Source organism: Streptomyces sp. NPDC051051, from assembly GCF_040682975.1.
GTDB lineage: Bacteria > Actinomycetota > Actinomycetes > Streptomycetales > Streptomycetaceae > Streptomyces.
Window position 1 is genome coordinate 158,885 of record NZ_JBFBCB010000003.1, and the last position, 23,792, is coordinate 182,676.

Genomic DNA, 23,792 nt, shown 5'->3' on the forward strand with positions numbered 1-23,792 from the left:
CGGCTCCCGGTCCGGGCGCGGCGGGAGAGGGCTGTGACCCGGTCGGCGGCCCGCGGGCCGCCGTACGGCCCGGTCGGCAGGGCCGTACGTCCCCTGGAGGAACGCCGGTCGGCGCGGTGTGATGGAGGAGGACGGAACCGAAGGCGGCGGCCGCGACAGCCGGACGAGGTGTGCCATGGACGACTCCACCAGCCCCACCCCCACCGGGCGGCTGCGCCGCCTGACGGGCGCCGTCCGCCCTCCCCGGTGGGAGCCGGTGCTCCTGGCCGTCACGGCGGTGGCCCTGACGGCCGGTGGCGTCGCCCGGCTCGTCGGCGCCGACGGTCTCGCGGACCTGTTCTGGGCCCTGGGCACGCTGTCCGCCGTCGTACCCGCGGTGGGGTGGGTGGTGGCCGCGCTGCGGCACGGGCGCGCCGGCGTCGACCTGATCGCCGTGCTGGCCCTGGGCGGCACCCTGGCCGTGGGCGAGTACCTGGCCGGGGCCCTGATCGCGCTGATGCTCGCGACCGGCCGCACCCTCGAAGCCGCCGCCCGGCGGCGCGCCTCCCACGACCTGCGCGCCCTGCTGGAACACGCGCCGCGATCGGCGCGCCGGCGGACGGACGCCGGGGTGGAGACGGTGCCGCTGGCCGAGGTCGGTGTCGGCGACCTGCTCGTCGTGGGTCCCGGCGAAGTGGTCCCCGTGGACGGCAGGGTGGAGAGCGCCGCCGCCGTCCTCGACGAGTCGGTGCTCACCGGTGAGCCCCTCCAGGTCGAACGGCCGCGGGGCGAGACGGTCCGCAGCGGTGTGGTCAACGCGGGCGGCGCCTTCGAACTGCGGGCGACCGAGACCGAGCAGGACAGCACCTACGCGGGCATCGTGCGCCTGGCCCGGCAGGCCGGGGCGGAGTCCGCGCCCGTGGTGCGGCTCGCCGACCGTTACGCGGCCTGGTTCCTCCCCCTGTCCCTGGTGGTGGCGGGACTCGCCTGGCTGATCAGCGGATCCGCCGTACGGGCGGTCGCGGTGCTGGTGGTCGCCACCCCGTGCCCCCTGCTGCTGGCCGCGCCGGTCGCGATCGTCTCCGGTCTCTCCCGCGCCTCCCGCCTCGGCGTGGTCATCCGCGACGGCGGCGCCCTGGAGAACCTCGGCCGCGCCCGCACCCTGCTGCTGGACAAGACCGGCACCCTCACCGGCGGCCGCCCCCGGGTCCTGGACGTGACCGCCGCGCCCGGCCGCAAGCCCGCGGAGGTGCTCCGCCTGGCGGCGTCCCTGGACCAGTACTCGCCGCACGTCCTCGCCCACGCCATCGTCGACACGGCCCGGGAGCGCAAGCTGGAACTGTCGGTTCCGGCGGACGTCGGCGAGGAGCCCGGACGCGGCGCCTCGGGCACGGTCGAGGGGCACCGGGTCTCCATCGGCCGTCTCGACGCCCCGGACCTGAAGCCCGCGTGGGCCCGCGCCGTCGACAACCGAGCCCTCCTCGACGGCGCGGCCGTCGCCTGGCTGACCGTCGACGGACAACCGGCCGGCGCCGTCCTCCTGCGCGACCCGGTCCGGCCCGACGCGCCCCGCACCCTGCGCCACCTGCGGGCGGCGGGCATCGAGCGGCTGCTGATGCTCACCGGCGACCGCGCCGAACCCGCCCAGGAGGTCGCCACCGTCCTCGGCCTCGACGACGTGCGCGCCGGGCTCAGCCCGGCCGGCAAGGTCGCCGTCGTGCGCGCCGAACGCGAACGCGCGGTCACCGTGATGGTCGGCGACGGCGTCAACGACGCACCCGCCCTCGCCGCCGCCGACATCGGTGTGGCCATGGGGGCGCACGGCTCCACCGCCTCCTCCGAGGCGGCCGACATCGTCCTGACCTCCGACCGCGTCGACCGTCTGGCCGACGCCGTCTCCATCGCCGTACGAGCCCGGCGGATCGCCGTGCAGAGCGCGCTGGGCGGCATGCTGATGTCGCTCGCCGCCATGGCCGTGGCCGCGTTCGGCCTTCTCCCGCCCGCCGCCGGCGCGCTGCTCCAGGAGGGCATCGACGTCGCGGTCATCCTCAACGCCCTGCGCGCCCTGCGCGTCGACCGGTCCGCGCGACCGGCCCTGACGCCGACCGCCGAGGCACTCGTCCACCGCTTCGCCGCGGAGCACGACGACCTCCAGGACGTCCTCGAAGCCGTGCGCGACGCCGCCGACCAGCTCTCCGACGGCCCCGGCCCCAAGGCCCTCGCGACCGTCGAGGAGACCCACCGGCTGCTCACCGAACGGCTGCTGCCCCACGAGTACGCCGAAGAACACCAGCTCTACCCCGCCCTGGCCCCCACCCTCGGCGGTCCCGAGGCCACCGCCACCATGAGCCGCGCCCACGCCGAGATCGAACGCCTCTCCCGCCGCATCGCCACCCATCTGCGCCTGGCGCACGCCGACGGCGGCCTCACCCCCGGCCAACTGGACGACCTGCGCTCCAGTCTGTACGGGCTGAACACCGTCCTGCGCCTGCACTTCACGCAGGAGGAGGAGAACTACTTCTCGCTGGCCCCGTGAGAGCGCGCCCCGGTCCGGGCGGGCGCATCCGGCCGCCCGGACCGGCCGGGTGCACCCGCTCTCCGTTCGCGCGCTGCCCACGGGGGGGGTGCGCCGACGCCGGCTCGCAGCCCGGCGGGGTGGACCGGGCGGGGCCCGGCTGCTTCACTCCGCCGTGGCGACCCCGATGCCTATGCCGATGAACAGCCACCCCGTCATCAGTTCCCAGCGGCGCCGGCAGGCCGGGCGGTCGAGCACGGACCGCAACCGCGCGGCGACACTCACGAGAACCTGCCAGTAGACGAGGCCGATCACGATGTCCAGTGCGCCCAGGAGGAAGATCTGTTCGGTGGGCGAGCCGCCGTGCCGGACGAACTGGGGCAGGACGCTGAGGAAGAACAACGCCGCCTTGGGGTTGAGGACGTTGGTGAGGAAGCCCTGCGCGAAGCTGTCGCGGCGGCTCGCCGCGGCGGCCGTCGGCCCGTCATGGCCCGCGTCGCGCTCCGAGGGCGGTGGGACGGTTCCCACGGCACGCATGGGCCGCTCACCGGTGCCGCGCCGAGCGTTGAGCAGGGCACGGACACCCAGATATGCCAGGTATCCGGCGCCCGCGAACTTGATGACGGCGAAGGCGAGCGCGGACCCCGCGGCGATCACGGACAGCCCGAGGGCCGCGGCACCCATGTGCACGTACAGCCCCGTCTGCGCCCCGAGCGCGGCTGCCCTGCCCAGCGCGGAACGCCGTGCGGCCGCCCTGGCGATGACCAGGAAGTCCGGCCCCGGAACGAGATAGGCCAGCAGCACCACACCGAGGAACCCCGCGAGATCGACCGACATCCGCCCGTTCCGTCCCGTGCACCCGACCGCCGGGCCCACATCAGGCGTCCCGGGCTCCACCCCGGTGGCACCTCATGCGCCGCGCGCGGCGAGACCCCGTGCGCCCGCCGGCGCAGGCCGGTTCCGTTCCTGTCCCGCAGTCGGCGGCGGAGCGTCGCCGGGCCGTTCGTCTTCGCCCAGGTGCTCGGGCAGACCGAAGAGCGGGAAGATGCGCTCCGCGTCACGGAGGGCCGTGATGCCGGTGGCCCGGGCCCGCCGCAGTGCGTTGTCGGCCGAGGCGACGGTGGTGCCGTGCAGGTCGGCGACCTCCCGGGTCGAGGAGCCCAGGACGTCCCGCAGGATCAGCGTGGCCCGCTGCTCGGGCGGGAGGTGCCGGAGCGCGGCGCCGAAGGCCGACCGTACGGACTCGCCGGTCGTCGCGCTCGCCTCGGGACCGGCACTCGGGCAGGGCTTCCCCCCCCCCAGGGCGGCGTCCCCACCGGCCTCGCATTCCTCCTCGGGTCGGGTCAGGTCCCCCTGCCCCGACCCGGGGGCACCACGACGAGGGGACGGTCAGGAGCCGACGACGCTGCGGACGTTGTCCAGCGTGCCGCAGCCCGCCTTCAGTTGACGCTCCCGCTCCGCCAGGAAGGCCTCCCCCAGTTCCTCCCGACGCTCCATGGCGACGTTCTCGCGGGCGCCGTTGAGAATCGTCCGCTCTTCCTCGTCGGCGTGGTGGGTGACCGCCTCCACCAGTGCTTCCAGCTTCTCGTCCCACTCCTCGGAGCCGACCTGCTCGACCTCCAGGAGTTCGAGGAGCGCCTTGTTGCCCTCCTCGTGCTCCTCCTCGCCGTGCTCGACCTCGTCGTCGTCGATCTTCTTGTAGCGCTTGAGGGCGGGGTACACCTTCGCCTCCTCGGCCAGCGCGTGCGCGATCAGCAGATCGGCGAACTCGCGCAGGGCGGCGGCCCGGTCGGCTTCGACGCTGCGCATCAGGCGGAAGAGGTCCTCCATCCGGCGGTGGTCCCGGAGGATGAGTTCGACGACGTCTCGTGTCTCGGCCATGGAACAGACTTCTCTTTCGTGCGAGGGAACCTTGCCGGAACCGACTACCCCCGCCCGACGACTTCAGTGTTCCCGGCACCGCGGCGGGCGCGGGGACAGCGGACGGCCCCGCCCCGGGTCGGCAGGACCGGGGAGGAGGTCGCGCTCGACGACGTCCGGCTTCCTCGGGCCGGTGCCGGAGTGCCCTCGACGCGGTGGACGTCCCCCGGCCGGCTGGGGCGCGCGTGACCCGCGTATCCGCCGCACTCCGGGGACGGTCGGTCGGGCACGGCGTCCGGGCTGGGGCAGCCGCGCAGGAGCCGGTCCGTCCCGGTCAGCACCGGCATGTAACGCACCCGTTCGCCGGATGCGATCAGCGCCAGGCGGGCGCCGGTGTTCCGGTCGTGCGGCTGGCCGGCACCTCTCACACGGTACGCGTGGGCGGGCCTCGGGGCATCGGACAGGGAGGGCGGCACCGACCTCCCCAGGCTGTGCCGCGTCTCCCTGCCGCTCTGCGCGCCTACCCGGAAGATGTCGGCTCATCCCCACTCGTCGCGGTGACTTTCCGGCACGCGAAAACCGCGCCGCGGGTCCGCATCTGCGGCAGGAGAACGGCGTACGGCGTACCCGACGGCTCCTGTGCCGAGGCCGCCGGCCACCCGGCGAGCGGGTCTCCGAGGATTCGAGGGCCGGCATCGTCGTGGCACCGGTCACCCGAATGTCGTGGTGCGGCAGCCGGAGTGATGCCACGGTCGGCGATGGATGCCATCCGGCCGGCCCTCCGGAACCACCGCCGCGCCTACGACGCCCGCGGCCTCGGCCGAGGCCGGGACCGGGGCCGGGGCCGGGCCGCTCGCGGTCGGTACGGGCCACCACTGGAGCGTCGTCGGCACGGACGGCAGCCCCATCGGCGGCACCACCACCGCCATCGGTTACGCCCGGCCTGCCGAGGGCGTCGACCTGCCCGACGCGGCCGACTACTGCGGCTTGGTCGCGATCTGGATCAGGTTCCCGCAGGTGTCGTCGAACACGGCGGTGGTGACGGGGCCCATCTCCAGGGGCTCCTGGGTGAAGAGGACGCCGAGGCCGCGCAGGCGCTCGTACTCCGCCGTCACGTCGTCGACGGCGAACTGGGCGAGCGGGATGCCGTCACCGACGAGCGCGTCGCGGTAGGGCTTGACGGCCGGATGACCGGCGGGTTCCAGGAGCAGTTCGGTGCCGTCCTGCTCGTCGGGCGAGACGACGGTCAGCCACCGGGCGTTCCCGCCCAACGGGACGTCGTACTTCTTCACGAAGCCGAGGACCTCGGTGTAGAAGCGCTCGGCCTTGGCCTGGTCGTCGACGAAGACGCTGGTGAGGTGGATCTTCACGGGGTGCTCTCCTGCGGTCCGGAGGGGTCGGGCACGAGCCAGCGCTCGGCGATCTGCCGCAGCGGCGTCGTGTTCAGGTCGTGGAACTTGTAGCGGCCCTCCCGCCTGGTCTCGACGAGCCCGGCGGCCTCCAGCACGGCGAGGTGCTGGGACACGCCCTGGCGTGAGATGCCCAGCCGATGCTTCATGGTCAGTCGCGAGCAGATCTCGAACAGGGTCTGCCCGGACTTCTCCGTGAGCTCGTCGAGGATGGCACGTCGGGTGGGGTCGGCCAGAGCTTTGAAGACGTCATCGGCCACACCTCCAGCATAGGCAAGCAACCACTTGCCTATCAAGCCGTCACTCCGGCGTCGGCACCCCGGTCCGGTCGACGCCTTCACACGGGTGCGGCGCGGACCGAGTGATCGCACCCACTTAACCGCGACTAAACTTAACCGGTTTCGCTCGAATGGTTGTCGTACGTCGAGTCTCCTTCTAGCCTCTCTCACGACCGCCGAACGAAAAATTGTCCCTGCCACCCTTTTCTGCCCTGACCACGGGAAACGGGTGGTGGTCCGCGGCGGTCGTCCGACGTCCCACCGCCCGGTGCGAGTCGCACACCGGATCCGGGCGGCGGGATTCCCGGCAGGCGCGCGGCACCCCTTTCCGGACCGGAGCACACCCGGGCTCGGCGAGCACGCGCGTCCGCGCCCGTGACGACTTTGGGAGCAGCAATGAGAAGAGGACTGGCCACCGCGGCGGGAGCGCTGCTGGCCGTCGCGGCCTCGCTACTGGCCGCCCCGCCACCGGCACAGGCGGAGCCGCGGGCGGTGTCGGGGTTCCACGTCGGCGACGGCCGCCTGCTGGACGCGAACGGCGACGACTTCGTCCTGCGCGGCGTGAACCACGCGCACGCCTGGTACCCCACCCGGACGCCCCAGGCACTGAAGGACATCAAGGCGCTGGGCGCCAACTCGGTGCGCGTGGTCCTCGCCACGGGGGACCGCTGGACCAGGACCACCGCCGCCGAGGTGGCCGCCGTCATCACCGAGTGCAAGCGGGACCGGCTGATCTGCGTCCTGGAGGCGCACGACACCACCGGCTACGGCGAGCAGGCCGGGGCGGCGTCCCTCGCCCGCGCCGTGGACTACTGGATCGGCATCCAGGACGCGCTGCGGGGTCAGGAGAAGTACGTCGTCCTGAACCTCGGGAACGAGCCCTACGGCAATTCCGGCTACGGGGCGTGGACCTCGGACACGCAGAACGCGATCGTGCGCATGCGTGCCGCCGGTTTCGGCCACACCCTCATGGTCGACGCGCCCAACTGGGGCCAGGACTGGTCCTTCACCATGCGGGACAACGCCGGAAAGGTTTTCGCGGCCGACCCCGACCGCAACACCGTCTTCTCGATCCACATGTACGGAGTCTTCGACACCGCCGCCGAAGTGAACGACTACCTGAACCGGTTCACTTCACAGAAGCTGCCCCTTGTGGTGGGCGAATTCGGCAACGACCACTCGGACGGCAACCCGGACGAGGACGCCGTCATGGCCGCCGCCCAGCGGCTCGGCGTCGGCTATCTGGGCTGGTCCTGGAGCGGCAACGGCGGCGGCGTCGAGTACCTCGACATGGCCACCGGCTTCGACGCCTCCCGTCTCACCGGCTGGGGCCGCCGCGTCTTCGACGGCACCGACGGCATCAAGCAGACCGCGCGCGAGGCCGGCGTCTTCGGCTCCGTCCCGGACGACGGTTCCACCGGGGGAAGCTGTGCGGTCACCTACCGGCTCAGCGACTGGGGCAACTCGTTCAACGCGGACGTGACCGTACGCAACACCGCCACCACGGCCGTCAAGGGCTGGCGGCTCGACTTCGCCTTCCCCGGCGAGCAGAAGCTCGACCACGCCTGGAACGCCCGGGCGACCCAGCAGGGGCGCCAGGTGCGGGCCACCCACGAGTCCTGGACGGAGACGATCCCGGCCGGCGGCACGGTGAGCTTCGGCTTCAACGGCTCCTCCACCGCGGGAACCAACGGCGTTCCCGCGTCCTTCACTCTCAACGGCAGCACCTGCACCACGAGTTGACGGTCCCAGACCGGCAGGCGCAGGGTCGCGTCCCTCGTTGGAGCGGCCCTGCGCGCGTTCGCCGGACTACCCGCCCGCCCTGGGCGCCCGGGCGGTGGAGCCCCGTGGTGTCAGCGTGGGCGTCGGCGCCTGGTGCGGACCGGTCCGCGTCCCGTTGATCACGTCGAACAGGACTCGTGCCACCTCCGCTCCGAAATGGTGCACGTCGTGGCTCATCGCCGACAGCGTCGGGTGGGTGATGCGGCACAGTTGGGAGTCGTCCCAGGCGACCAGTGACAGGTCGTCGGGGACGGTGAAGCCCATTTCGGCGGCGACGCCCGCGCCCGCGACCGCCATGATGTCGTTGTCGTAGACGATGGCGGTGGGCCGGTCGGCGGCGAGCAGCAGCGAGCGGGTGGCGCGGGCGCCCTCCTTCTCCTCGAAGCCCGTGGCGATCTGCCGGGCCTCCTCCAGGCCGAGTTCGCGCATGGTGGACGCGAACGCCCGCGTGCGGATGGCGCTGTGGCCGAGGTCGGCCGGGCCGCCGACGCGGGCGATCCGGCGGTGGCCGAGCGCCGCCAGGTAGCGGACGGCCTCGCCGACCGCGGAGGCGTCGTCGGTCCACACCGCCGGGAACGGACCGGTGAGGGAGGGGTGGCCGACGGCCACGGCCGGCAGCCCGGCGCCCTCGAGGGCGGGCAGGCGGGGATCGTCCTCGCGGAGGTCCACCAGGATCGCCCCGGCGATCATCCGGCCGCCCCACCACGCCTTGTGGACGGCGATCTCCTCGTCGAGGTCGCGCACCAGCCGCAGCAGCAGCGAGCACGACCGCTCCGCCAGGACGCTCTCGATGCCGGAGATGAACTCCATGTAGAACGGTTCGAGGCCGAGCAGCCGGGCGGGCCGGCACAGCGCGAGCCCGACGACGTCCACCCGCTGGTTGGACAGGCTGCGCGCGGTGGCGCTGGGGGCCCAGCCCAGTTCCCGGGCCGCCTCGAAGATCCGCTCGCGGGTGGCCGCGGAGACGCCGGGCTTGTGGTTGAACGCCAGCGACACCGCGCCCTTGGACACCCCGGCCCGGGCGGCGACGTCCTTGATGGTGACCCGGTCCGTCGAGCCGTTCACGTCACGTCCACGCAGTGCAGGGCGGCCCGGACGTCCTGCACGTCGACGCTGTCGCAGCCGGTGACCCGGATCCGCACGTGTTCGCCGGGCAGCAGGGTCTCAAGGCCCCGGTCGCCGACGGCGGCCGGGCCGAGCCGGTCGGCCTGGAGCAGGAGGTCTCGGACGAGGGTACGGGCGCTCACCACGACGTCGACTCTATCCCGCTGTCCGGGAACGGGTTCCACGCCGACGTCGTAGACGGGCCGCGGGTAGGCGAAGTCCTTGTCGGCGACCGGGAAGTGCAGGGCGCGCAGTCCTCCCCCGCTCTCGCCCCCGGCCCCGCCCGGGCGGGGAGACGCCCCCGCGTCGGCGACCAGGAACTCCTTCGCCGACCGCGCGTCCGGGACGAGGTCGCGGGGCACCGGGAGCCGGACGACCGAGCGGGGCCCGACGGTCACGTCGAGGACGCCCTCGTGGATCAGGGTTCCGTCCGCCCGCCACCGGCGCAGCGTCACCGCCGTCGGCCAGGACTCGGCGGCCTGGTTGACCGCGGCGAGCACCGGGCCGTCGGTGCCGGGCTGCAGGGTCAGGAGCCGGTCGGCGTAGACCCGGCGCAGCTCGTGGTGGAGGGGCTTGGGGCGGCCGTCGCTGTCGACGGCGGCCCAGGAGGTGACGGGCCAGCAGTCGTTGAGCTGCCAGACGATCGTGCCCGCGCAGACGGGCCAGTGCGAGCGCCAGTGCTCGATGCCGGCCGCGACCGCCCGGGCCTGCACGAGCTGGGTCAGGTAGTGCCAGCGGTCGAAGTCGCCCCCGGGCGGCGGGAAGTGGCGTGCGATGCCGCGGTCGAGCTTGCCGTTGCCGTCCTCGGCCTTCTGGTGGTGGAGCATGCCCGGGGAGTCGGGGGCGAGCCGCTCGCCGGGCAGGGCGCGCCGCAGGGTGGCCTGCGCGGGCGGCGCCTGCCAGCCGAACTCCGCCACGAACCGGGGGACGCTCGCCCGGTACTCGGCGTAGTCCTGGCGGTTCCACACCTCCCAGGAGTGGTGGGTGCCGTGGGCGGGGTCGTTGGGGTGGTGGTCCCAGGAGCCGGACCAGGGGCTGCCGGCGGTGTAGGGGCGGGTCGGGTCGAGTTCGGCCACGACGCGGGGCAGCAGGCCGAGGTAGTAGCCCTCGCCCCAGGAGTCGCCGGCGAGCGCGTCCTCCCAGCCCCAGTCGCGAAAGCCCCACAGGTTCTCGTTGTTGCCGTTCCACAGGATCAGGGAGGGGTGCGGCATGAGCCGGACAACGTTGTCGCGCGCCTCCGCCTCCACCTCGCCGCGCAGCGGCTGTTCCTCCGGGTAGGCGGAGCAGGCGAAGAGGAAGTCCTGCCAGACCATCAGGCCCAGTTCGTCGCAGGCGTCGTAGAAGGCGTCGTCCTCGTAGATGCCGCCGCCCCAGACCCGCACCAGGTCGACGTTGGCCTCGGCTGCCTGGATGAGCCGGGTCCGGTAGCGCTCCGGGGTGATCCGGGAGGGGAAGGCGTCGTCGGGGATCCAGTTGACGCCGCGGGCGAAGATCCGCACGCCGTTGACGACGAGGGTGAAGCCGGTGCCGTGCTCGTCGGCCGAGCGGTCGAGTGCGACCGTGCGGAAGCCGATCCGGCGGTGCCAGGTGTCCAGCGGACCGCCCTCGTCGTCGCTCAGGGCGAGGTGGAGGTCGTACAGGGGCTGTTCGCCGTATCCGCGGGGCCACCACAGGCGCGCATCGGGCACCTCCAGGCGCAGCACCGCCTCGTCGGCGGTCAGGGCGGCCTCGGCGCGGGCGCCGGCCAGCCGGGCCTCGGCGCGCAGCGTGCGCCCCCGCCCCTGCGCGGTGCGTTCGACCTCCAGCCGCACCTCCACCCGGCCGGTGCCCTCCTCGACGGTGACGAGCGGGCGTACGCCGGCGATGCGGGCGGTGGACCAGTGTTCGAGTCGCACGGGCCGCCAGATGCCGGCGGTCACCAGCGTGGGTCCCCAGTCCCAGCCGAAGCTGCAGGCCATCTTGCGGATGTACTGCGAGGGCTCCGGGTAGACGTTGGGCCGCTCCCCGGTGACGGCGCGGACGGCCGCGGCCTCGTCGTAGGCGGAGGCGAAGCGGATCTCCAGCGGCCCGGTGCGGCCGGTGACGTCGAAGCGGTAGCGGCGGTGCATGTTGCGGGTCGTGCCCACCGGGCGGCCGCCGAGGGTGAGGTGCGCGGCCGTGTCGAGGCCGTCGAGGACCAGGTCGGTGCGCTCGTGCGCGCTGTCGTGGGGGAGATCCGCGAGATCACGGACGTAGGTCCAGGCACGACGGCCGACCCAGGCGACCTCCGTCTCGTTGAGTCCGGCGAACGGGTCGGGGATGACGCCGGCGGCCAGCAGATCGGTGTGGACGCAGCCGGGCACCGTGGCCTCCAGCAGTTCCTGTCCGTGGCGCAGGCTCCAGCCTTCCGTGAGCTGGGTGACGTCCTTCATGGTGCGGCTCCAATCGCCTGACTCAGGCCCCGGTGGAGGGACAACGGCCGACAACCTAACCGGCTGATCAACGGCTGTCCATAAACCGGTCTAGTTCCCTCCGTGATCTCCGCCCGTGACCCGGAGCACGTCAACATCAGCCGCACGCCACCCACGGTAACGATTGCGTATCGTGCGGGAAATCCTAGCTTTACCGGTTAATCGGCGGCTGCCATAGTGCCCACATCCCATCCGCAGCGCTGAGCCGCAATCCTGAAGGAGCTGGGCACATGGGGAAGAAGAAGTCGCTCACGGGAGCGTTTCTGGCCGCCACGGTCCTGACCGTCGCCGGCTGCAGTGGCCAGGGCACGGCCTCCGGCGAGGCGGCGGAGGCACCCGCCGATCCCGCCGACGCCTCGGGCACCATCAAGGTTCTGACGCACCGCACCGACCTCGTCCAGAACGGGACGATGGACGAGTACGCCGCCGAGTTCCGCAAGACCTACCCCAAGGTGAAGGTGAAGTTCGAGGCCCTCACCGACTACGAGGGGGAGGTCAAGATCCGGATGAACACCGAGGACTACGGTGACGTCCTGATGATCCCGGCCGTCGTCGCCAAGAACGACTACCCGAAGTTCTTCGCCCCACTGGGCAGCAGCGCGGAGCTGGGCGGCAAGTACCGCTTCAGCGACAGGACCGACGTCGGCGGCAAGATCTACGGCATCACCACCTTCGGCACCGCGAACGGCTTCCTCTACAACAAGGCCGTGTGGAAGAAGGCGGGCGTCACCGCCTGGCCCACCACACCGCAGGAGTTCGTCGACGCCCTGAAGGCGATCAGGTCGAGGACGGACTCGGTGCCGTACTACACGAACTTCAAGGACGGCTGGCCGCTGACCGCGTGGAGCAACAACATCGGCTCGGTCACCTGTGACGCCCGGGCCAACGACAAGCTGGCCGGCGCGGTGTCGCCCTGGAGGAAGGGCGGCGAACTGCACACGATCGACTCCCTCCTCCACGACATCGTCGAGTCCGGCCTGTCGGAGAAGGACCCCAACACCACCAACTGGGAGGCGTCCAAGGGCATGATCGCCAAGGGCGAGATCGCCACCATGCAGCTGGGATCCTGGGCCGTCACCCAGATGCGCGACGCCGCCCGGCAGGCCGGCACCGACCCCGACGACATCGGCTTCATGCCCTTCCCCGCGCAGAAGGACGGCAAGTACTGCGCCGTGCTCGGTTCCGACTACCAGCAGGCGGTCAACGCCCACTCCGAGCACAAGGCCGCCGCGCGGGCCTGGATCGACTGGTTCGCGGAGAAGTCCGGCTTCGCCGCCAAGGAAGGCGCCGTCTCCGCACTGAAGTCCGCCGAGATGCCCGGCACGCTCGAGGACTTCGTTGACAACGATGTCACCTTCCTGGAGCGCTCCGAGGCCAAGACCGGTGAGGTGAACGCGATCGACAACGCGGCCGAGATCGGCCTCAACAAGCCGGACTACCGGCAGAAGCTGGTCGACACCGCTCGCGGCGCCCAGAAGGGCGACCTGGAGGACTTCTTCGCGGACCTCGACAAGCGGTGGAACGAGGCGGCCGGCACCGTCGGCTCCTGACCCCTGCCGGCCCCTCCCCCAGCCGCAACCGGCCCCGCCCGGACCGACGGACGGGGCCGGCCGCCCGCCGCAGACCAGCGGACGACGAAAGGCCCGACATGCCCGAGACGACCGAGACGGCACCCGCGAAAGTGCCGTGCGCCGCCACCCCGCCCCCCGGCAGGCCACGCCGCCCGTCGCCCCGCGGCGGCCCCCCGCTGCTGCGCCGCCTCACCCCGTGGTTCTTCCTCGCCGCTCCCCTGGCCCTGCTGATCACGTTCACCTACGTGCCCGTGGGAAACATGATCTTCTACAGCTTCACCGACTGGGACGGCGTCAGCCCGGACCGCGACTTCACGGGCTTCGACAACTACCGTCAGATCTTCACCCGGCCCGAACTGTTCCGGGTGTTCTTCGTCAGCTTCTACTACCTCGCGGCCTCCGCCGTGCAGATCGTGATCGCCCTGTACTTCGCGACCGTCCTCAGCTTCGACCTGCGTCTGCGGAACCTCTTCAAGGGCATCCTGTTCTTCCCCTACCTGGTCAACGGCGTGGCCATCGGCTTCGTCTTCCTCTACTTCTTCCAGGACGGCGGCACGCGGACTCGGTGCTGTCCTTCTTCGGCGCCGGCTCCGACCACGCGTGGCTCGGCGACCCCGCATCGGCGAACACCTCGCTGGCCGGGGTGTCCGTCTGGCGCTTCACCGGGCTCAACTTCGTGCTGTTCCTGGGCGCGATCCAGTCGATCCCGGCCGAACTGTACGAGGCGGCCCAGCTGGACGGGGCCTCCCGGTGGCAGCAGTTCCGCCACATCATCGCCCCGAGCATCCGACCGGTCGTCAGCCTCAGCGTCATCCTGGCCGTCTCGGGGTCGCTGTCCGTCTTCGAGATCCCGTACATCATGACCGGCGGCGCCACCGGCACCTCGACCTTCGTCATCCAGACGGTCAAGCTCGCCTTCCAGTTCAACAAGACGGGCCTGGCGTCCGCCGCCGCCGTCGTCCTGCTCCTGATCATCCTGCTGGTCACCTGGATCCAGCGCCGCCTCGTGCCCGACGAGAAAGTGGATCTCGTATGACCACGCCGCCGCACGCCGCACGCCGTCGCCGGATCGCTCCGGCGCTGACCTACCTGTCGCTGGTCGCCGCGTCCCTGATCGTGCTGGTCCCGCTCGTCGTCGTCTTCCTGACCTCGCTGAAGACGTCGAAGGAGGTCGCCGACGGCGGCGCCCTGACCCTGCCGCGCGACTGGCTCAACTTCGGCAACTACGCCACGGCCTTCACCGACGGCCACATGCTGTCCGCCTTCGCGAACACCGCGTTCATCCTGCTCTTCTCGATCACCGGAACGGTCCTCATCGGGTCGATGACGGCCTACGCCGTCGACCGCTTCGCCTTCCGCGCGAAGAAGCCGGTCATGGCCCTGTTCCTGATCGCGACCCTGGTGCCCGGGGTCACCACCCAGGTCGCCACCTTCCAGGTGGTCAACAGCTTCGGCCTGTTCAACAGCCTGTGGGCGCCGGTGCTGCTCTACATGGGGACGGACATCGTCTCGATCTACGTCTTCCTGCAGTTCATCCGGGGCATCCCGGTCTCCCTCGACGAGGCCGCGCGCCTGGACGGGGCGAACTCCCTCACCATCTACTGGAAGATCATCCTGCCGCTGCTCAAGCCGGCGATCGCCACGGTCGTGATCATCAAGGGGATCACCGTCTACAACGACTTCTACATCCCCTTCCTCTACATGCCGTCGGAGGACCTGGGCACCATCTCCACCGCGCTGTTCCGCTTCAAGGGCCCCTTCGGCGCGCACTGGGAGAACATCTCGGCCGGCACGATCCTGGTGATCGTCCCGACCCTGCTCGTGTTCCTCTTCCTCCAGCGCTACATCTACAACGGGTTCTCGCAGGGGGCGACCAAGTGACACCGGACGGCTCCGACCGCGGGAGCGCGCGGCGTGACCGACGCCCCAAAGGCAGCAGCCCGGTGCCGCCGCCCCCATGGCCGGGGCGGTTACGGGGCGGGGCGAGCCCGTGGATGGGGGCGCCGTGGCCGGCGGGGGGGCCGCGGTCCGGGCCGGACCGGTCGGCCCGAGAGCCACCGCCGCGGCGGTCACCGCGCCGGCCGCGAGGGTCGCGGTGGGGCGGCGACGCGCGGCGCGGCCTCTGCGCAGCACGACCACGGCTCGCTGTCTGGCCGGCAGGCGGGCGAGCGCGTCGAGTACCGCGCTCCGCTCGGCGAAGGCCTCGTTGTCGTCCGGGGCGGTGTGCTCCGAAAACGTGTGGTCAGCCATTCGGGGACCTTGATGCGCCGCAGTCGGTCCGCGTTGGCTTGATCATGATGCGCCATACGTAGGCGTCCGGGTCGTCCGTGCGCCGTACGCGTTCCCACTTCGCGTAGGCCTTGGCGAGGGCGGCCTGGACCAGGTCCTCCGCGTCCTGGTGATGCCCCGTCAGGAGGTGGGCGGTACGGAGCATGCGGGGCCGGCGGCCGACCATGAACGCCCGGAAGTCCGCCTCCGTGCTCGTCTTCCATCGTGTCCTCGTGTTCTGCCGCCTGCGCGGTCGCCGTCACGCCGTCGTGCCCCTCGGCCGCGAGCGGCACGACGGCGTGACCTCACCACCGCGTGGGCGGAACCGTCGTCAGCGGCTTGCGGGCGAAGGGGCGTAGGCCAGACGCGCGAGAACCGAGCCGTCGGGGGCGTAGGCCGTCACCTCGACCGTCTCCCGCGGACGGCCCGTCCCGGCGTCGTAGTAGCACGTGCCCCAGCCCGGCCTGCCGGGCAGCATCAGCATGCCGGCGGCCGCCTCGGCGCCCGTGCCGATGTGCAGGGTGACGCGCGGGCACCGTGTCCGTGCGGAAGGCGCCGGTGAACAGCACGTCGTCACCGTCGACCCCCATTCCAGCGCTGATGCTGTCGGGGCGGACGTCGTCGCCGACGAGGCTCCTGGCCTGCTCGACGGCCGCCTCGTAGTCGTTCCAGGCCACCACGTAGTTCTGCCTGCCCTCGGGCAACAGCCCCGTCTTCGCGCCCTGGCCTATCTCCACCGGCCGCGTCGGCCGCACCACGCGCGGTCCGGCCGACGCGGCCGGGGCCCGCCCGGGCAGGTGTACGTCCGCTGCCTCCCGGCCTGCCGCGGCGCGCCGGCTTCCGGCGTCCGTGGCATCGGACCCGGCGGCCGGCGTCGGGCCGCCCACGGCGAGCGCCCTGCCGGCCCCGCCCGCCAGGGCCGGCGCGGCGACTCCCGCTGCGACCAACCTCTTCGTCTTCATCCGTCCTCCGGTGATCCGTCCGATCGGTGATCGGCTGCATGTCTCAGACGGCGGACGGCCCCGGTGTCCATGTCACAACGCCGGGAACCTCTCGGCGGCTTCGCGGGGACGACGGTGTTCACCGGATCGTGGGAAGAACCCCTTCGGCCAATCCGCTCTCCGCCGGGCTCCGGATTACGCGCGTACGCGGCGTCCGTGACCCGCTGGGAGGAAGTGGCGATGGCAGGCGCACGTCGGGGGGAACCGGAGCGGCAGGCGTCCGCGGCGGGAGGGGGCCGCGGGTGCCGTCGCACGATCGTCGTGGGCAGCGGGGTGGCGGCGGCCGCCGCGCCGGTGAGCGACGTGCCCGCGCTGTACTCGTGCGCGATGTCCCGTATGCGTACGGCACCCTCGCGGTACGCGCTGCGCCACCGTGTGTACAGGGGGTGCGCCGATGCCGACCGGCTTCCCGGACTGCGTTGCTCCTCAAGGCCCTTGGCCCGCATCGGCACGCGTGATCACTTCACCGGCGACCGTTTGTCCCCACGCGGGCTGCCCGTCCCGCCGGGCGCCGACCGCCACGAGACACCGGAGAACGCAGCATGAGGACAGCCGAGACCCGACCCGCCGCCTCGGCACGGACCACCACCGGGGTCGTCGACCCGGCCCGCTGGCCCGACGTGGCACAGCCGCCGAAGGCCTCCGCCGGGCGGACCGCGATCATCGCGGCCGTCCTGCGCCGGGTCCTGGAACGACTGCCGTTGCGGGTCAGGTTCGCCGACGGCAGTTGGCTCGGCAGGGGCGGACCGGTCCTGGAGGTCCACGACGCGCAGGCGTTCCACGGCCGGATCGGCAGCCGGGGGATCGTCGGCTTCGGCGAGTCGTACATGGCGGGCGAGTGGGACGCCTCCGACCTGGTCGCCGTGCTCACCGTGCTCGCCGGCACCACGGACGGGCTGGTCCCGGCCCCGCTCCAGCGGCTGCGCGCGCTGTGGGCGCCGCGCCGGCCGGCCTCCGAGCGCAACACCCGCGACGGCGCCCGGAACACCACCAGCCGCCACTACGACCTGTCGAACGACCTGTTCGCGCTGTTCCTCGACGACACGCTCACCTCCTCGGCGGCGCTGTTCCGCGGCTTTCCCGCCACCTGGAACCTGCTGGCCGCCGCGCAGCACCGCAAGATCGACCGGCTCCTGGACCTGGCGGGGGTCGAGGAGGGCACCCGGGTGCTGGAGATCGGCACCGGCCGGGGCGAGCTGGCGATCCGCGCCGCGGCGCGCGGCGCGCGGGTCACCTCGATCACGCTCTCCGGCGAGCAGCGCGACCTCGCCCTGCGGCGGATCGCGGCGGCCGGCCTCGGCGACCGGGTCTCGGTCGAGTTGCGGGACCATCGCGAGGCGCACGGCACGTACGACGCCGTGGTGAGCGTCGAGGCGGTCGAGGCCGTGGGCGCGGAGTTCCGGCCGCACTGCTTCCGCACGCTCGACGCGCGGCTGGCGCCCGGCGGCCGGGCCGTCGTCCAGGCCGTCACCGTGCCGCACCAGCGGACACTCGCCACCCGGGACACCTTCGGCTGGATCCAGAAGTACGTCCTCGCGGGCGGGTTGCCGCCCTCGGTGGAGGCGGTCGCCGCGACCGTCCGCGACCACACCCGGCTGCGCGTCGCCCGCCGTGACGCCCTGGGGGCGCACTACGCCGAGACCCTGCGGCTGTGGCGCGGACGCTTCGCCGACCGCGCGGACGAGGTCGACGCCCTCGGCTTCGACGAGACGTTCCGCCGGATGTGGACCTTCTACCTGGCCTGCTGCGAGGCCGGCTTCCGCTCCGGCCACCTGGACGTGCAGCAGTACCTGTTCACCAAGGAGAACCACGCCCGATGACCACCACCTCCCGGTCCGGCGCCGCCGGGCGCATCGCCGACCTCGCCGAGACCATGACCGGCGGTCCCCTTCCGGTGCGGCTGCGCACCTGGGACGGCGGCGAGGCCGGCCCGCCCGGCGGACCCGTCGTCGTCGTACGGTCGCGGCGCGCCCTGCGCCGGCTGCTGTGGGAGCCCGGCGAACTGGGCCTGGCGCAGGCCTATGTGACGGGTGACCTGGACGTGGAGGGCGACCTGGGCGAAGGGCTGCGGGCCGTGTGGGCCGCCGCACGCGAACGGGACCTGCCCCTTCCCCGCCCCTCGGTCGCCGACCGGGCCCGCGCGGTCGGCACCGCGCTGCGGCTCGGTGCGCTCGGTCCGCGGCCCGGTGCGCCGGCCTCGCAGGCCCGGCTGCGCGGCGGTCTGCACAGCAAGACCCGGGACAGGGCCGCCATCAGCCATCGCTACGACCTGTCCGACGACTTCTACCGCCTCCTGCTCGACGAGACCATGGCCTATTCGTGCGGCTACTGGCCCGCCGAGGACCCGGAGTGCACCCCGGCCGACGCCCAGCGCGCCAAGCTGGAGCTGATCTGCCGCAAGCTCGCGCTGGTGCCCGGCGCCCGGCTGCTCGACATCGGCTGCGGCTGGGGTTCGCTCACGCTCCACGCGGCGGAGCGGCACAAGGCGCAGGTCACCGCGGTGACGCCGGCCCGGGAGCAGGCGGCGTACGTCCGTGGGCAGGTGCGCGAGCGGGGCCTGGAGCACCGCGTGGAGGTGGTGTGCCAGGACTACCGGGACATCACCGGGGGTGCCTACGACGCCGTCGCCACGGTCGAGACGGGCGAACGCGTCGGGGACGCCGAGTACCCGGCGTTCGCGGCGTCCCTGCACCGCCTGGTGCGCCCGCGGGGCCGGGTGCTGGTGCAGCAGATGTCGCGCGGACGCGAGGCGCCCGGGGGCGGCGCGTTCATCGAGGCGTACATCGCCCCCGACCTGCACATGCGCCCGCTCGGCGAGACGGTCGTCCTGCTGGAGCGGGCGGGTCTAGAGGTGCGGTCGGTGGAGTCGATGCGTGAGCACTACGTCCGCACGGTCGACGGCTGGCGCCGCAGGCTGGAGGAACGCTGGGACGACGTCGTGCGGCTCGTCGGCGTGGAGACGGCGCGCGCGTGGCGGCTGTACCTGGTGGGCGGGGGGCTGGCCTTCGAGGAGGGCCGGACGGGCGTCGACCAGATCCTGAGCACCCGGCCGGCGCCGGGCGGGGCCGACGACAGCCCCGTGACGCCCGGTGACTGGTACACGGGGCTGCAGCGGTGGTGAACGACGTGGTGCGGGGCGCTTTCGCCGTCGGCCTCGCGTGGTCGGCGGCGGCCGCGCCGGGCCTCGTGCCGGTCACCTTCGGCATCTCCGTGCGCATCGGCCGGGGCGGCCGCGTACCCGGCGCGCGCCGGCGGGTTCTTCCCGCTGCCGCCGAGGTGACGTGCGAAGACGGACCGGGCCCCGCCGGTGTCGGCGGGGCCCGGTCCGTTCGGGTCCGTTCAGGTGGTGAACGCCATCACGGCGACCGGATCGGAGGTGGGCCGCTGCGAACCGCCCTCGGGTTCCACGGTGATGCCCATTCCGGACGCGCCGTCCAGGGCTCCGGCCATGACGACGGCCTGGTCGGTGCGGTCGGGGTCCATCAGACCGGCGGACCGCATGGTGCCGTGGTCGTCGAACCAGAGTTGGTAGACCTTCCCGGAGGGCGGCCGGTCCATCCCGGAGGCGAGGAAGACGGCCTTGTCCCTGCTGCCGGAGACGACGACGGTGCCGGTGGCGCCGTCGGCCAGGCGCGCGGTGCTGGTCCTGGCGTCCGGGGCCGTGAGGACGGCGGCGATCTCGTCGACGCCGCGTTCGGCCCGGCGGGCCTCTTCCCGGGCCTCGTCGGCACGTTGGTGCTGCCACACGGTCGCGCCGCCCAGTCCGGCGGCGGCCGCGACGCAGGCGGCCAGCGCCCACCGCGACATCATCCGCATGCGGCGGGCGGCACCGACCGAGCGCACGGGCGCGGGGCCGCCGGGGCCGTCCTGCCGGACGGTGGTGATGCGGCGCAGGACCTGCTCGCGCAGTGCCGGGCCGGGCGTGACGGACGTCGCCAGTCCGAGGCGGGCGGCGGTGGCGGACAGCTCCGCGGTCTCCTCCACGCACAGCTCGCAGTCCTCGAGGTGCCGCTCGAAGTCCTCACGTTCGTCCGGGGGAAGTGCGTGCAGGGCGTAGGCGCCTGTCATGCGGTGCAGATCGGCGGTTGTCACGCGCTCACTCCCAGGCAGTCGCGCATCCGGATGAGTCCGTCGCGCAGTCGGGTCTTGACCGTGCCGAGCGGAAGCGTGAGCGCCTCCGCCACCTCGCGGTACGTCAGGCCGCGGTAGTACGCGAGCGTGACGGCCTGCCGCTGGATGTCGGTCAGGGTGCGCAGACAGCGCCGCACCTGCTCCCGTTCCAGACGCGCCTCGACCTGCTCGGTCACCTCGTCGTACTCGGGTGTCCGGTCCAGCAGCGCCGCCTTGTGATCGCGGACGGCCGCGGCTTCCACCGAGCGGACCCGGTCGACGGCCCGGCGGTGCGCCAGCGTCAGGATCCAGTTGATGGCGGTGCCGCGCTCGGCCCGGTAGCGCGGTGCGGTACGCCACACCTCCACCAGGACCTCCTGGGCCACCTCCTCCGACTGGGCCTGGTCGCGCAGGACGGCACGGGCGACCCCGAGGACCGGCCCCACCACGGCGTCGTAGACCATGGCGAACGCCTTCTCGTCGCCGAGAGCCACCTGGCCCAGCAGTTCCTGCAGGTCCGGCTTGGCCGAGGGGTTCGTGCCGATGTAGACGGCTTCTTTCACAAAGGTCCTCCGAGGTCGGGCTTTTCCGCTGGTAATCCGGTCCCCGGAGGGCGGCGGATTGGTCCCAGTCGTACCCCACCCGCGGACGGCCACGGGTGGGGTACGAGGAGGCGGGTACGAGGACGGGCGAAAGCGCGTCGCCGGCGGACCGAGCCGTCGGAGCTCCGGCGACGCATCATCGGTGGATGACCGGTCGTCCCGGCCGGGAGACCCCGCGAACGCCGAGGAGCACCGATGCCCGCGTCCGAGGACGAAGCGCCCCCGCAGGTGGCGGCCGAGCCCGCCGGTGCCCTGCTGACACGCCGCGTTCCCCGTGCGGCCCGCGCCGCGGTGCTGTTCCTGCACGGCGGCAGGTCCGACAGCCGGGACCCCTCACGTCCCTGGCATCCGGCGGCCGTGCGGATGAGGCCCGTGGTGCGGGCCGTCGCCGCCGCCGTGCCGGACGACGTCTTCCTGGGAGCGGTGCGCTACCGGGTGCGAGGCTGGAACCAGGAGGCCGCCGATCCCTTGCGGGACGCCCGGCGGGCGCTGGCGGAACTGACCCGTCTCGTCGGCGACGTCCCGGTCGTCCTGGTGGGCCATTCCATGGGCGGGCGGGCCGCTCTGCGCGCCGCCTCGGCGCCCCGGGTGCGGTCCGTGGTGGCCCTGGCTCCGTGGTGCCCCGCCGGGGAACCGGTCGCGCACCTGCGGGACAAGGGCATCGTCGTGGTCCACGGGGACCGTGATCGCGTCACCGACCCGCGCGCGTCGGCGACGTACGTACGGCGGGCCAGCCGGGCGGGTGCGCGGGCCCGCTTCCTTCCCGTGGCGGGCGGCGACCACGCCATGCTCCGCCACAGCGGAACCTGGCACCGTACGACGGGCTCGGCCGTCGCCGATCTGCTGGCGGCCGAGCGGGGCTCCGGGTAGGGCCCGCGCCGGTGCGGCGCGAGGGGCGGGCGACGGGTTCGGGGACGGACGTCGGGATGCGACTCGCCGGACCGCGCTCCAAGGTGGAAGCACCGACCGCGGCCCCGGCACGAGGCCTCCGGGGCCGCGCCGCGACACCAGGAGGCGCAGCCATGGCCGAGGACGACAACGGGGGCAGGGACCCGGGCGAGGGCGACGAGGTGGCTTGGAGCAGCCACGGCAGTGAGACGACGGGACGGGTCGAGAAGAAGATCACCAAGCGGACGGAGGCCGCCGGGCGCACCGTGGACGCCTCGCCCGAGGAGCCGCAGTACGAGGTGCGCAGCGACAAGTCCGGGCGCTCCGCAGTCCACAAGCCGTCCGCCCTCAGGAAGCGCGGGAAGTGAGGCACCGTGGACAAGGAGCGGGAGCGGACGTGGCACGAGTTCCGCGAACTGGTCAACATGAAGCCGTCGGAGCTGGAGAAGTGGCTGGGGACGGAGGAGTCGCTCAGCGCCGGGCAGCACGAGGGCGGCGGTGAGTCCACCGGGCACTCCTCCGGCCGCCACGTCCTCGGTATCCTCAGGACCCGCAAGGACGATCTGTCGGACGCCGACTACCGGCACATGCGCAAGGTCGTCGGCTACGTCCGCCGCCACCTGGCGCAGCGTCCGTCCGGGGACGTACGCGACACACGCCGGCGCCACTCGCTCAAGAACTGGGGCCACGACCCGCTCGCGGGCGGGGGCGACGCGTAGGACCGGCACCGCGCGACGGGCGGGCCGGCGCCGTGAGCACGGGCTCCGTGAGGACCGGCGTCGCGCGGCCGCCCGTCACGCCCTAGTCGTCGTCACCGCCGCTCGTCGTGGTCCGCTTCTTCCCCGAGCTGCTGCGCAGCAGCTCGCCCGCGGTGAGCGTCACGGCCGCCACGACGCGGACCCAACGGGGTCCGCCGCGGGCCGCCCACACCACACAGACGCACCCTCCGACGACGAGCGCCAGGACGCCCAGCAGCACCACGACAGCCATGTTCCCCACCCCTGCCTCGTTCCCGCGGTCCGGTGATCATCCCAGGACGAGGAACGGTCCCTCAAGGGAATGCCACGCCTTCCCGCGCCCGCGGCGCGACCCGTGAGGCCGGCTCGGCGCACCGGTACCGCCTTTCTTCGCTCCCCCGCAACCTTTCGCACCCTATGTCCCGAATACGTGGACGAGAGGGAGCGGCGCCGGGCTCAGCGGCCCGATGGCCAACCGTCTTCCCGGCCGGAAAGGAAACGCCATGAGGCTTAGCGACGAGCTTCCCGTCGATCACAAGCTCGCCACGGTGTACCGCTACGGAGCCGCGTTCTGCGGCGTGGTCCTGCTCGTCTTCGGCGTACTGGGCTTCGCGAACCAGCTCGCGCCGTTCAACACCGACGGCGAGAGCCTCGCCGGGCTGACCACCAACGGCGTCCTCAGCCTCGTCTCCGTCGCCGTCGGTCTCGCCCTCGTCGCGGGCGGCGTCATCGGCGGCAACTTCGCCTCCACGCTCAACATGACCGTGGGCACCCTCTTCCTGCTCAGCGGCTTCGCCCACATCTTCGTCCTGGACCGGCCCGCCAACGTCCTCGACTTCGGCATGACCAACGTGATGTTCAGCTTCGTCATGGGCCTGGTCATCCTGACCTTCGGCATGTACGGCCGCGTCTCCAGCAAGCTGTCCCACGACAACCCCTACTGGCGCCGCCGCCACCCGCGCGAGGCGGCCCGGGAGTCCCTCGCACGCCGGCGGGCCGTCACCGCCGCCGCAAGCCTTCCCGGGGGCCATGCCGACGCCGCGGCGGGCCCCGCCCTGACCGGCCGTGTCAGCCATGCCGAGTGACACCCCACCCCGGGCCGCCCGGCGGCAGGTGCCGCCGGGCGGCCGTGGAGCGGTGGAGCACCGGTGCGCGCCCGGCCGTCACGACGACCGGGCGCGCGCCGCCCTGTCGCCGGGTTCCCGCTTCGACCGCGAGCGGTTACCGCGACGCGCGGG

The 23,792-nt window shown here is 72.9% G+C and carries 21 protein-coding genes and 2 pseudogenes; 11 read left to right on the forward strand and 12 right to left on the reverse strand.

What is annotated here, in order from left to right:
* Positions 1-175: 175 nt before the first annotated feature.
* Positions 176-2,515 carry a heavy metal translocating P-type ATPase gene (locus tag AB0N31_RS03940; protein ID WP_366056748.1) on the forward strand — a complete coding sequence of 780 codons (2,340 nt, stop codon included), beginning with the start codon at positions 176-178 and terminating at the stop codon, positions 2,513-2,515.
* Between the two features lie 144 nt (positions 2,516-2,659).
* Here the strand turns inward: AB0N31_RS03940 and AB0N31_RS03945 are convergent, their stop codons facing one another.
* The 5 genes and pseudogenes from AB0N31_RS03945 to AB0N31_RS03965 all read right to left on the reverse strand — a co-directional run bounded on the left by AB0N31_RS03945 (position 2,660) and on the right by AB0N31_RS03965 (position 6,023).
* The gene (locus AB0N31_RS03945; RefSeq protein ID WP_366056749.1) at positions 2,660-3,331 is read right to left on the reverse strand and encodes a LysE family translocator; all 672 of its coding nucleotides are present in this window, start codon (positions 3,329-3,331) and stop codon (positions 2,660-2,662) included.
* Positions 3,332-3,571: 240 nt separating this feature from the next.
* Positions 3,572-3,739: pseudogene (locus tag AB0N31_RS03950) on the reverse strand (sigma factor-like helix-turn-helix DNA-binding protein); the annotation flags it as partial.
* 144 nt (positions 3,740-3,883) lie between these two features.
* The gene (locus AB0N31_RS03955) at positions 3,884-4,375 is read right to left on the reverse strand and encodes a hemerythrin domain-containing protein (protein ID WP_366056750.1); all 492 of its coding nucleotides are present in this window, start codon (positions 4,373-4,375) and stop codon (positions 3,884-3,886) included.
* A gap of 956 nt (positions 4,376-5,331) precedes the next feature.
* Complete coding sequence (locus tag AB0N31_RS03960; RefSeq protein WP_366056751.1) at positions 5,332-5,724, reverse strand: VOC family protein; 393 nt, start codon at positions 5,722-5,724, stop codon at positions 5,332-5,334.
* A complete protein-coding gene (locus AB0N31_RS03965) occupies positions 5,721-6,023 on the reverse strand; it encodes a metalloregulator ArsR/SmtB family transcription factor (protein ID WP_366056752.1) in 303 nt (100 codons plus the stop codon). Before AB0N31_RS03965 ends, AB0N31_RS03960 begins: the two co-directional genes overlap by 4 nt.
* A 414-nt stretch (positions 6,024-6,437) precedes the next feature.
* Here AB0N31_RS03965 and AB0N31_RS03970 point away from each other — a divergent pair, with 414 nt between their 5' ends.
* Positions 6,438-7,784, forward strand: a complete 1,347-nt coding sequence (locus AB0N31_RS03970; RefSeq protein ID WP_366056753.1) for a cellulase family glycosylhydrolase — start codon at positions 6,438-6,440, stop codon at positions 7,782-7,784.
* Between the two features lie 66 nt (positions 7,785-7,850).
* Here AB0N31_RS03970 and AB0N31_RS03975 read toward each other — a convergent pair whose 3' ends face one another.
* Both AB0N31_RS03975 and AB0N31_RS03980 read right to left on the reverse strand, forming a co-directional pair.
* Positions 7,851-8,888, reverse strand: coding sequence for a LacI family DNA-binding transcriptional regulator (locus AB0N31_RS03975; protein WP_366056754.1), 1,038 nt, complete (start codon positions 8,886-8,888; stop codon positions 7,851-7,853).
* Positions 8,885-11,338 carry a glycoside hydrolase family 2 protein gene (locus tag AB0N31_RS03980; RefSeq protein ID WP_366056755.1) on the reverse strand — a complete coding sequence of 818 codons (2,454 nt, stop codon included), beginning with the start codon at positions 11,336-11,338 and terminating at the stop codon, positions 8,885-8,887. The genes AB0N31_RS03975 and AB0N31_RS03980 overlap by 4 nt, the downstream gene beginning before the upstream one ends.
* 269 nt (positions 11,339-11,607) lie before the next feature.
* On the opposite strand from AB0N31_RS03980, the gene AB0N31_RS03985 reads away from it, so the two are divergent.
* From AB0N31_RS03985 to AB0N31_RS03995, 3 genes and pseudogenes are all read left to right on the forward strand, one after another.
* Positions 11,608-12,927 (forward strand): ABC transporter substrate-binding protein, encoded by a 1,320-nt coding sequence (locus tag AB0N31_RS03985; RefSeq protein ID WP_366056756.1) that lies wholly within the window; start codon positions 11,608-11,610, stop codon positions 12,925-12,927.
* Positions 12,928-13,025: 98 nt separating this feature from the next.
* Positions 13,026-13,984: pseudogene (locus tag AB0N31_RS03990) on the forward strand (sugar ABC transporter permease).
* Complete coding sequence (locus tag AB0N31_RS03995; RefSeq protein WP_366056757.1) at positions 13,981-14,829, forward strand: carbohydrate ABC transporter permease; 849 nt, start codon at positions 13,981-13,983, stop codon at positions 14,827-14,829. The pseudogene AB0N31_RS03990 and the gene AB0N31_RS03995 overlap by 4 nt, the downstream one beginning before the upstream one ends.
* 361 nt (positions 14,830-15,190) lie before the next feature.
* On the opposite strand, the gene AB0N31_RS04000 is transcribed toward AB0N31_RS03995, so the two are convergent.
* The gene (locus AB0N31_RS04000) at positions 15,191-15,382 is read right to left on the reverse strand and encodes a sigma factor (RefSeq protein ID WP_366056758.1); all 192 of its coding nucleotides are present in this window, start codon (positions 15,380-15,382) and stop codon (positions 15,191-15,193) included.
* A 165-nt stretch (positions 15,383-15,547) separates the two neighbouring features.
* Positions 15,548-15,700, reverse strand: coding sequence for a hypothetical protein (locus AB0N31_RS04005; protein ID WP_366056759.1), 153 nt, complete (start codon positions 15,698-15,700; stop codon positions 15,548-15,550).
* 1,059 nt (positions 15,701-16,759) lie between these two features.
* Here AB0N31_RS04005 and AB0N31_RS04010 point away from each other — a divergent pair.
* Both AB0N31_RS04010 and AB0N31_RS04015 read left to right on the forward strand, forming a co-directional pair.
* Positions 16,760-18,037, forward strand: coding sequence for a cyclopropane-fatty-acyl-phospholipid synthase family protein (locus AB0N31_RS04010; protein WP_366056760.1), 1,278 nt, complete (start codon positions 16,760-16,762; stop codon positions 18,035-18,037).
* The gene (locus AB0N31_RS04015; protein ID WP_366056761.1) at positions 18,034-19,338 is read left to right on the forward strand and encodes a cyclopropane-fatty-acyl-phospholipid synthase family protein; all 1,305 of its coding nucleotides are present in this window, start codon (positions 18,034-18,036) and stop codon (positions 19,336-19,338) included. The genes AB0N31_RS04010 and AB0N31_RS04015 overlap by 4 nt, the downstream gene beginning before the upstream one ends.
* Before the next feature lie 218 nt (positions 19,339-19,556).
* Here the strand turns inward: AB0N31_RS04015 and AB0N31_RS04020 are convergent, their stop codons facing one another.
* Positions 19,557-20,309 (reverse strand): anti-sigma factor, encoded by a 753-nt coding sequence (locus tag AB0N31_RS04020; protein WP_366056762.1) that lies wholly within the window; start codon positions 20,307-20,309, stop codon positions 19,557-19,559.
* Positions 20,306-20,890 carry a sigma-70 family RNA polymerase sigma factor gene (locus tag AB0N31_RS04025; RefSeq protein ID WP_366056763.1) on the reverse strand — a complete coding sequence of 195 codons (585 nt, stop codon included), beginning with the start codon at positions 20,888-20,890 and terminating at the stop codon, positions 20,306-20,308. The genes AB0N31_RS04020 and AB0N31_RS04025 overlap by 4 nt, the downstream gene beginning before the upstream one ends.
* A 234-nt stretch (positions 20,891-21,124) precedes the next feature.
* Here AB0N31_RS04025 and AB0N31_RS04030 point away from each other — a divergent pair, with 234 nt between their 5' ends.
* From AB0N31_RS04030 to AB0N31_RS04040, 3 genes are all read left to right on the forward strand, one after another.
* Positions 21,125-21,799, forward strand: a complete 675-nt coding sequence (locus AB0N31_RS04030) for an alpha/beta fold hydrolase (RefSeq protein WP_366056764.1) — start codon at positions 21,125-21,127, stop codon at positions 21,797-21,799.
* Between the two features lie 152 nt (positions 21,800-21,951).
* On the forward strand, positions 21,952-22,185 hold the full coding sequence (locus AB0N31_RS04035) for a DUF2945 domain-containing protein (protein WP_366056765.1): 234 nt from the start codon (positions 21,952-21,954) through the stop codon (positions 22,183-22,185).
* A 57-nt stretch (positions 22,186-22,242) separates the two neighbouring features.
* On the forward strand, positions 22,243-22,536 hold the full coding sequence (locus AB0N31_RS04040) for a DUF3140 domain-containing protein (RefSeq protein WP_366056840.1): 294 nt from the start codon (positions 22,243-22,245) through the stop codon (positions 22,534-22,536).
* 82 nt (positions 22,537-22,618) lie between these two features.
* Here the strand turns inward: AB0N31_RS04040 and AB0N31_RS04045 are convergent, their stop codons facing one another.
* The gene (locus AB0N31_RS04045; RefSeq protein WP_366056766.1) at positions 22,619-22,807 is read right to left on the reverse strand and encodes a hypothetical protein; all 189 of its coding nucleotides are present in this window, start codon (positions 22,805-22,807) and stop codon (positions 22,619-22,621) included.
* 250 nt (positions 22,808-23,057) lie between these two features.
* Here AB0N31_RS04045 and AB0N31_RS04050 point away from each other — a divergent pair, with 250 nt between their 5' ends.
* Positions 23,058-23,639 carry a DUF4383 domain-containing protein gene (locus AB0N31_RS04050; RefSeq protein ID WP_366056767.1) on the forward strand — a complete coding sequence of 194 codons (582 nt, stop codon included), beginning with the start codon at positions 23,058-23,060 and terminating at the stop codon, positions 23,637-23,639.
* Positions 23,640-23,792 lie beyond the last annotated feature (153 nt).

Bases quoted from the DNA above. Each gene is read 5' to 3' on its own strand.
- AB0N31_RS03940 (WP_366056748.1), top strand. From the start codon at position 176: ATGGACGACTCCACCAGCCCCACCCCCACCGGGCGGCTGCGCCGCCTG.
- AB0N31_RS03945 (WP_366056749.1), bottom strand. From the start codon at position 3,331: ATGTCGGTCGATCTCGCGGGGTTCCTCGGTGTGGTGCTGCTGGCCTAT.
- AB0N31_RS03955 (WP_366056750.1), bottom strand. From the start codon at position 4,375: ATGGCCGAGACACGAGACGTCGTCGAACTCATCCTCCGGGACCACCGC.
- AB0N31_RS03970 (WP_366056753.1), top strand. From the start codon at position 6,438: ATGAGAAGAGGACTGGCCACCGCGGCGGGAGCGCTGCTGGCCGTCGCG.
- AB0N31_RS03980 (WP_366056755.1), bottom strand. From the start codon at position 11,338: ATGAAGGACGTCACCCAGCTCACGGAAGGCTGGAGCCTGCGCCACGGA.
- AB0N31_RS03985 (WP_366056756.1), top strand. From the start codon at position 11,608: ATGGGGAAGAAGAAGTCGCTCACGGGAGCGTTTCTGGCCGCCACGGTC.
- AB0N31_RS03995 (WP_366056757.1), top strand. From the start codon at position 13,981: ATGACCACGCCGCCGCACGCCGCACGCCGTCGCCGGATCGCTCCGGCG.
- AB0N31_RS04000 (WP_366056758.1), bottom strand. From the start codon at position 15,382: ATGCTCCGTACCGCCCACCTCCTGACGGGGCATCACCAGGACGCGGAG.
- AB0N31_RS04005 (WP_366056759.1), bottom strand. From the start codon at position 15,700: ATGCTGATGCTGCCCGGCAGGCCGGGCTGGGGCACGTGCTACTACGAC.
- AB0N31_RS04010 (WP_366056760.1), top strand. From the start codon at position 16,760: ATGAGGACAGCCGAGACCCGACCCGCCGCCTCGGCACGGACCACCACC.
- AB0N31_RS04015 (WP_366056761.1), top strand. From the start codon at position 18,034: ATGACCACCACCTCCCGGTCCGGCGCCGCCGGGCGCATCGCCGACCTC.
- AB0N31_RS04030 (WP_366056764.1), top strand. From the start codon at position 21,125: ATGCCCGCGTCCGAGGACGAAGCGCCCCCGCAGGTGGCGGCCGAGCCC.
- AB0N31_RS04035 (WP_366056765.1), top strand. From the start codon at position 21,952: ATGGCCGAGGACGACAACGGGGGCAGGGACCCGGGCGAGGGCGACGAG.
- AB0N31_RS04040 (WP_366056840.1), top strand. From the start codon at position 22,243: ATGAAGCCGTCGGAGCTGGAGAAGTGGCTGGGGACGGAGGAGTCGCTC.
- AB0N31_RS04045 (WP_366056766.1), bottom strand. From the start codon at position 22,807: ATGGCTGTCGTGGTGCTGCTGGGCGTCCTGGCGCTCGTCGTCGGAGGG.
- AB0N31_RS04050 (WP_366056767.1), top strand. From the start codon at position 23,058: ATGAGGCTTAGCGACGAGCTTCCCGTCGATCACAAGCTCGCCACGGTG.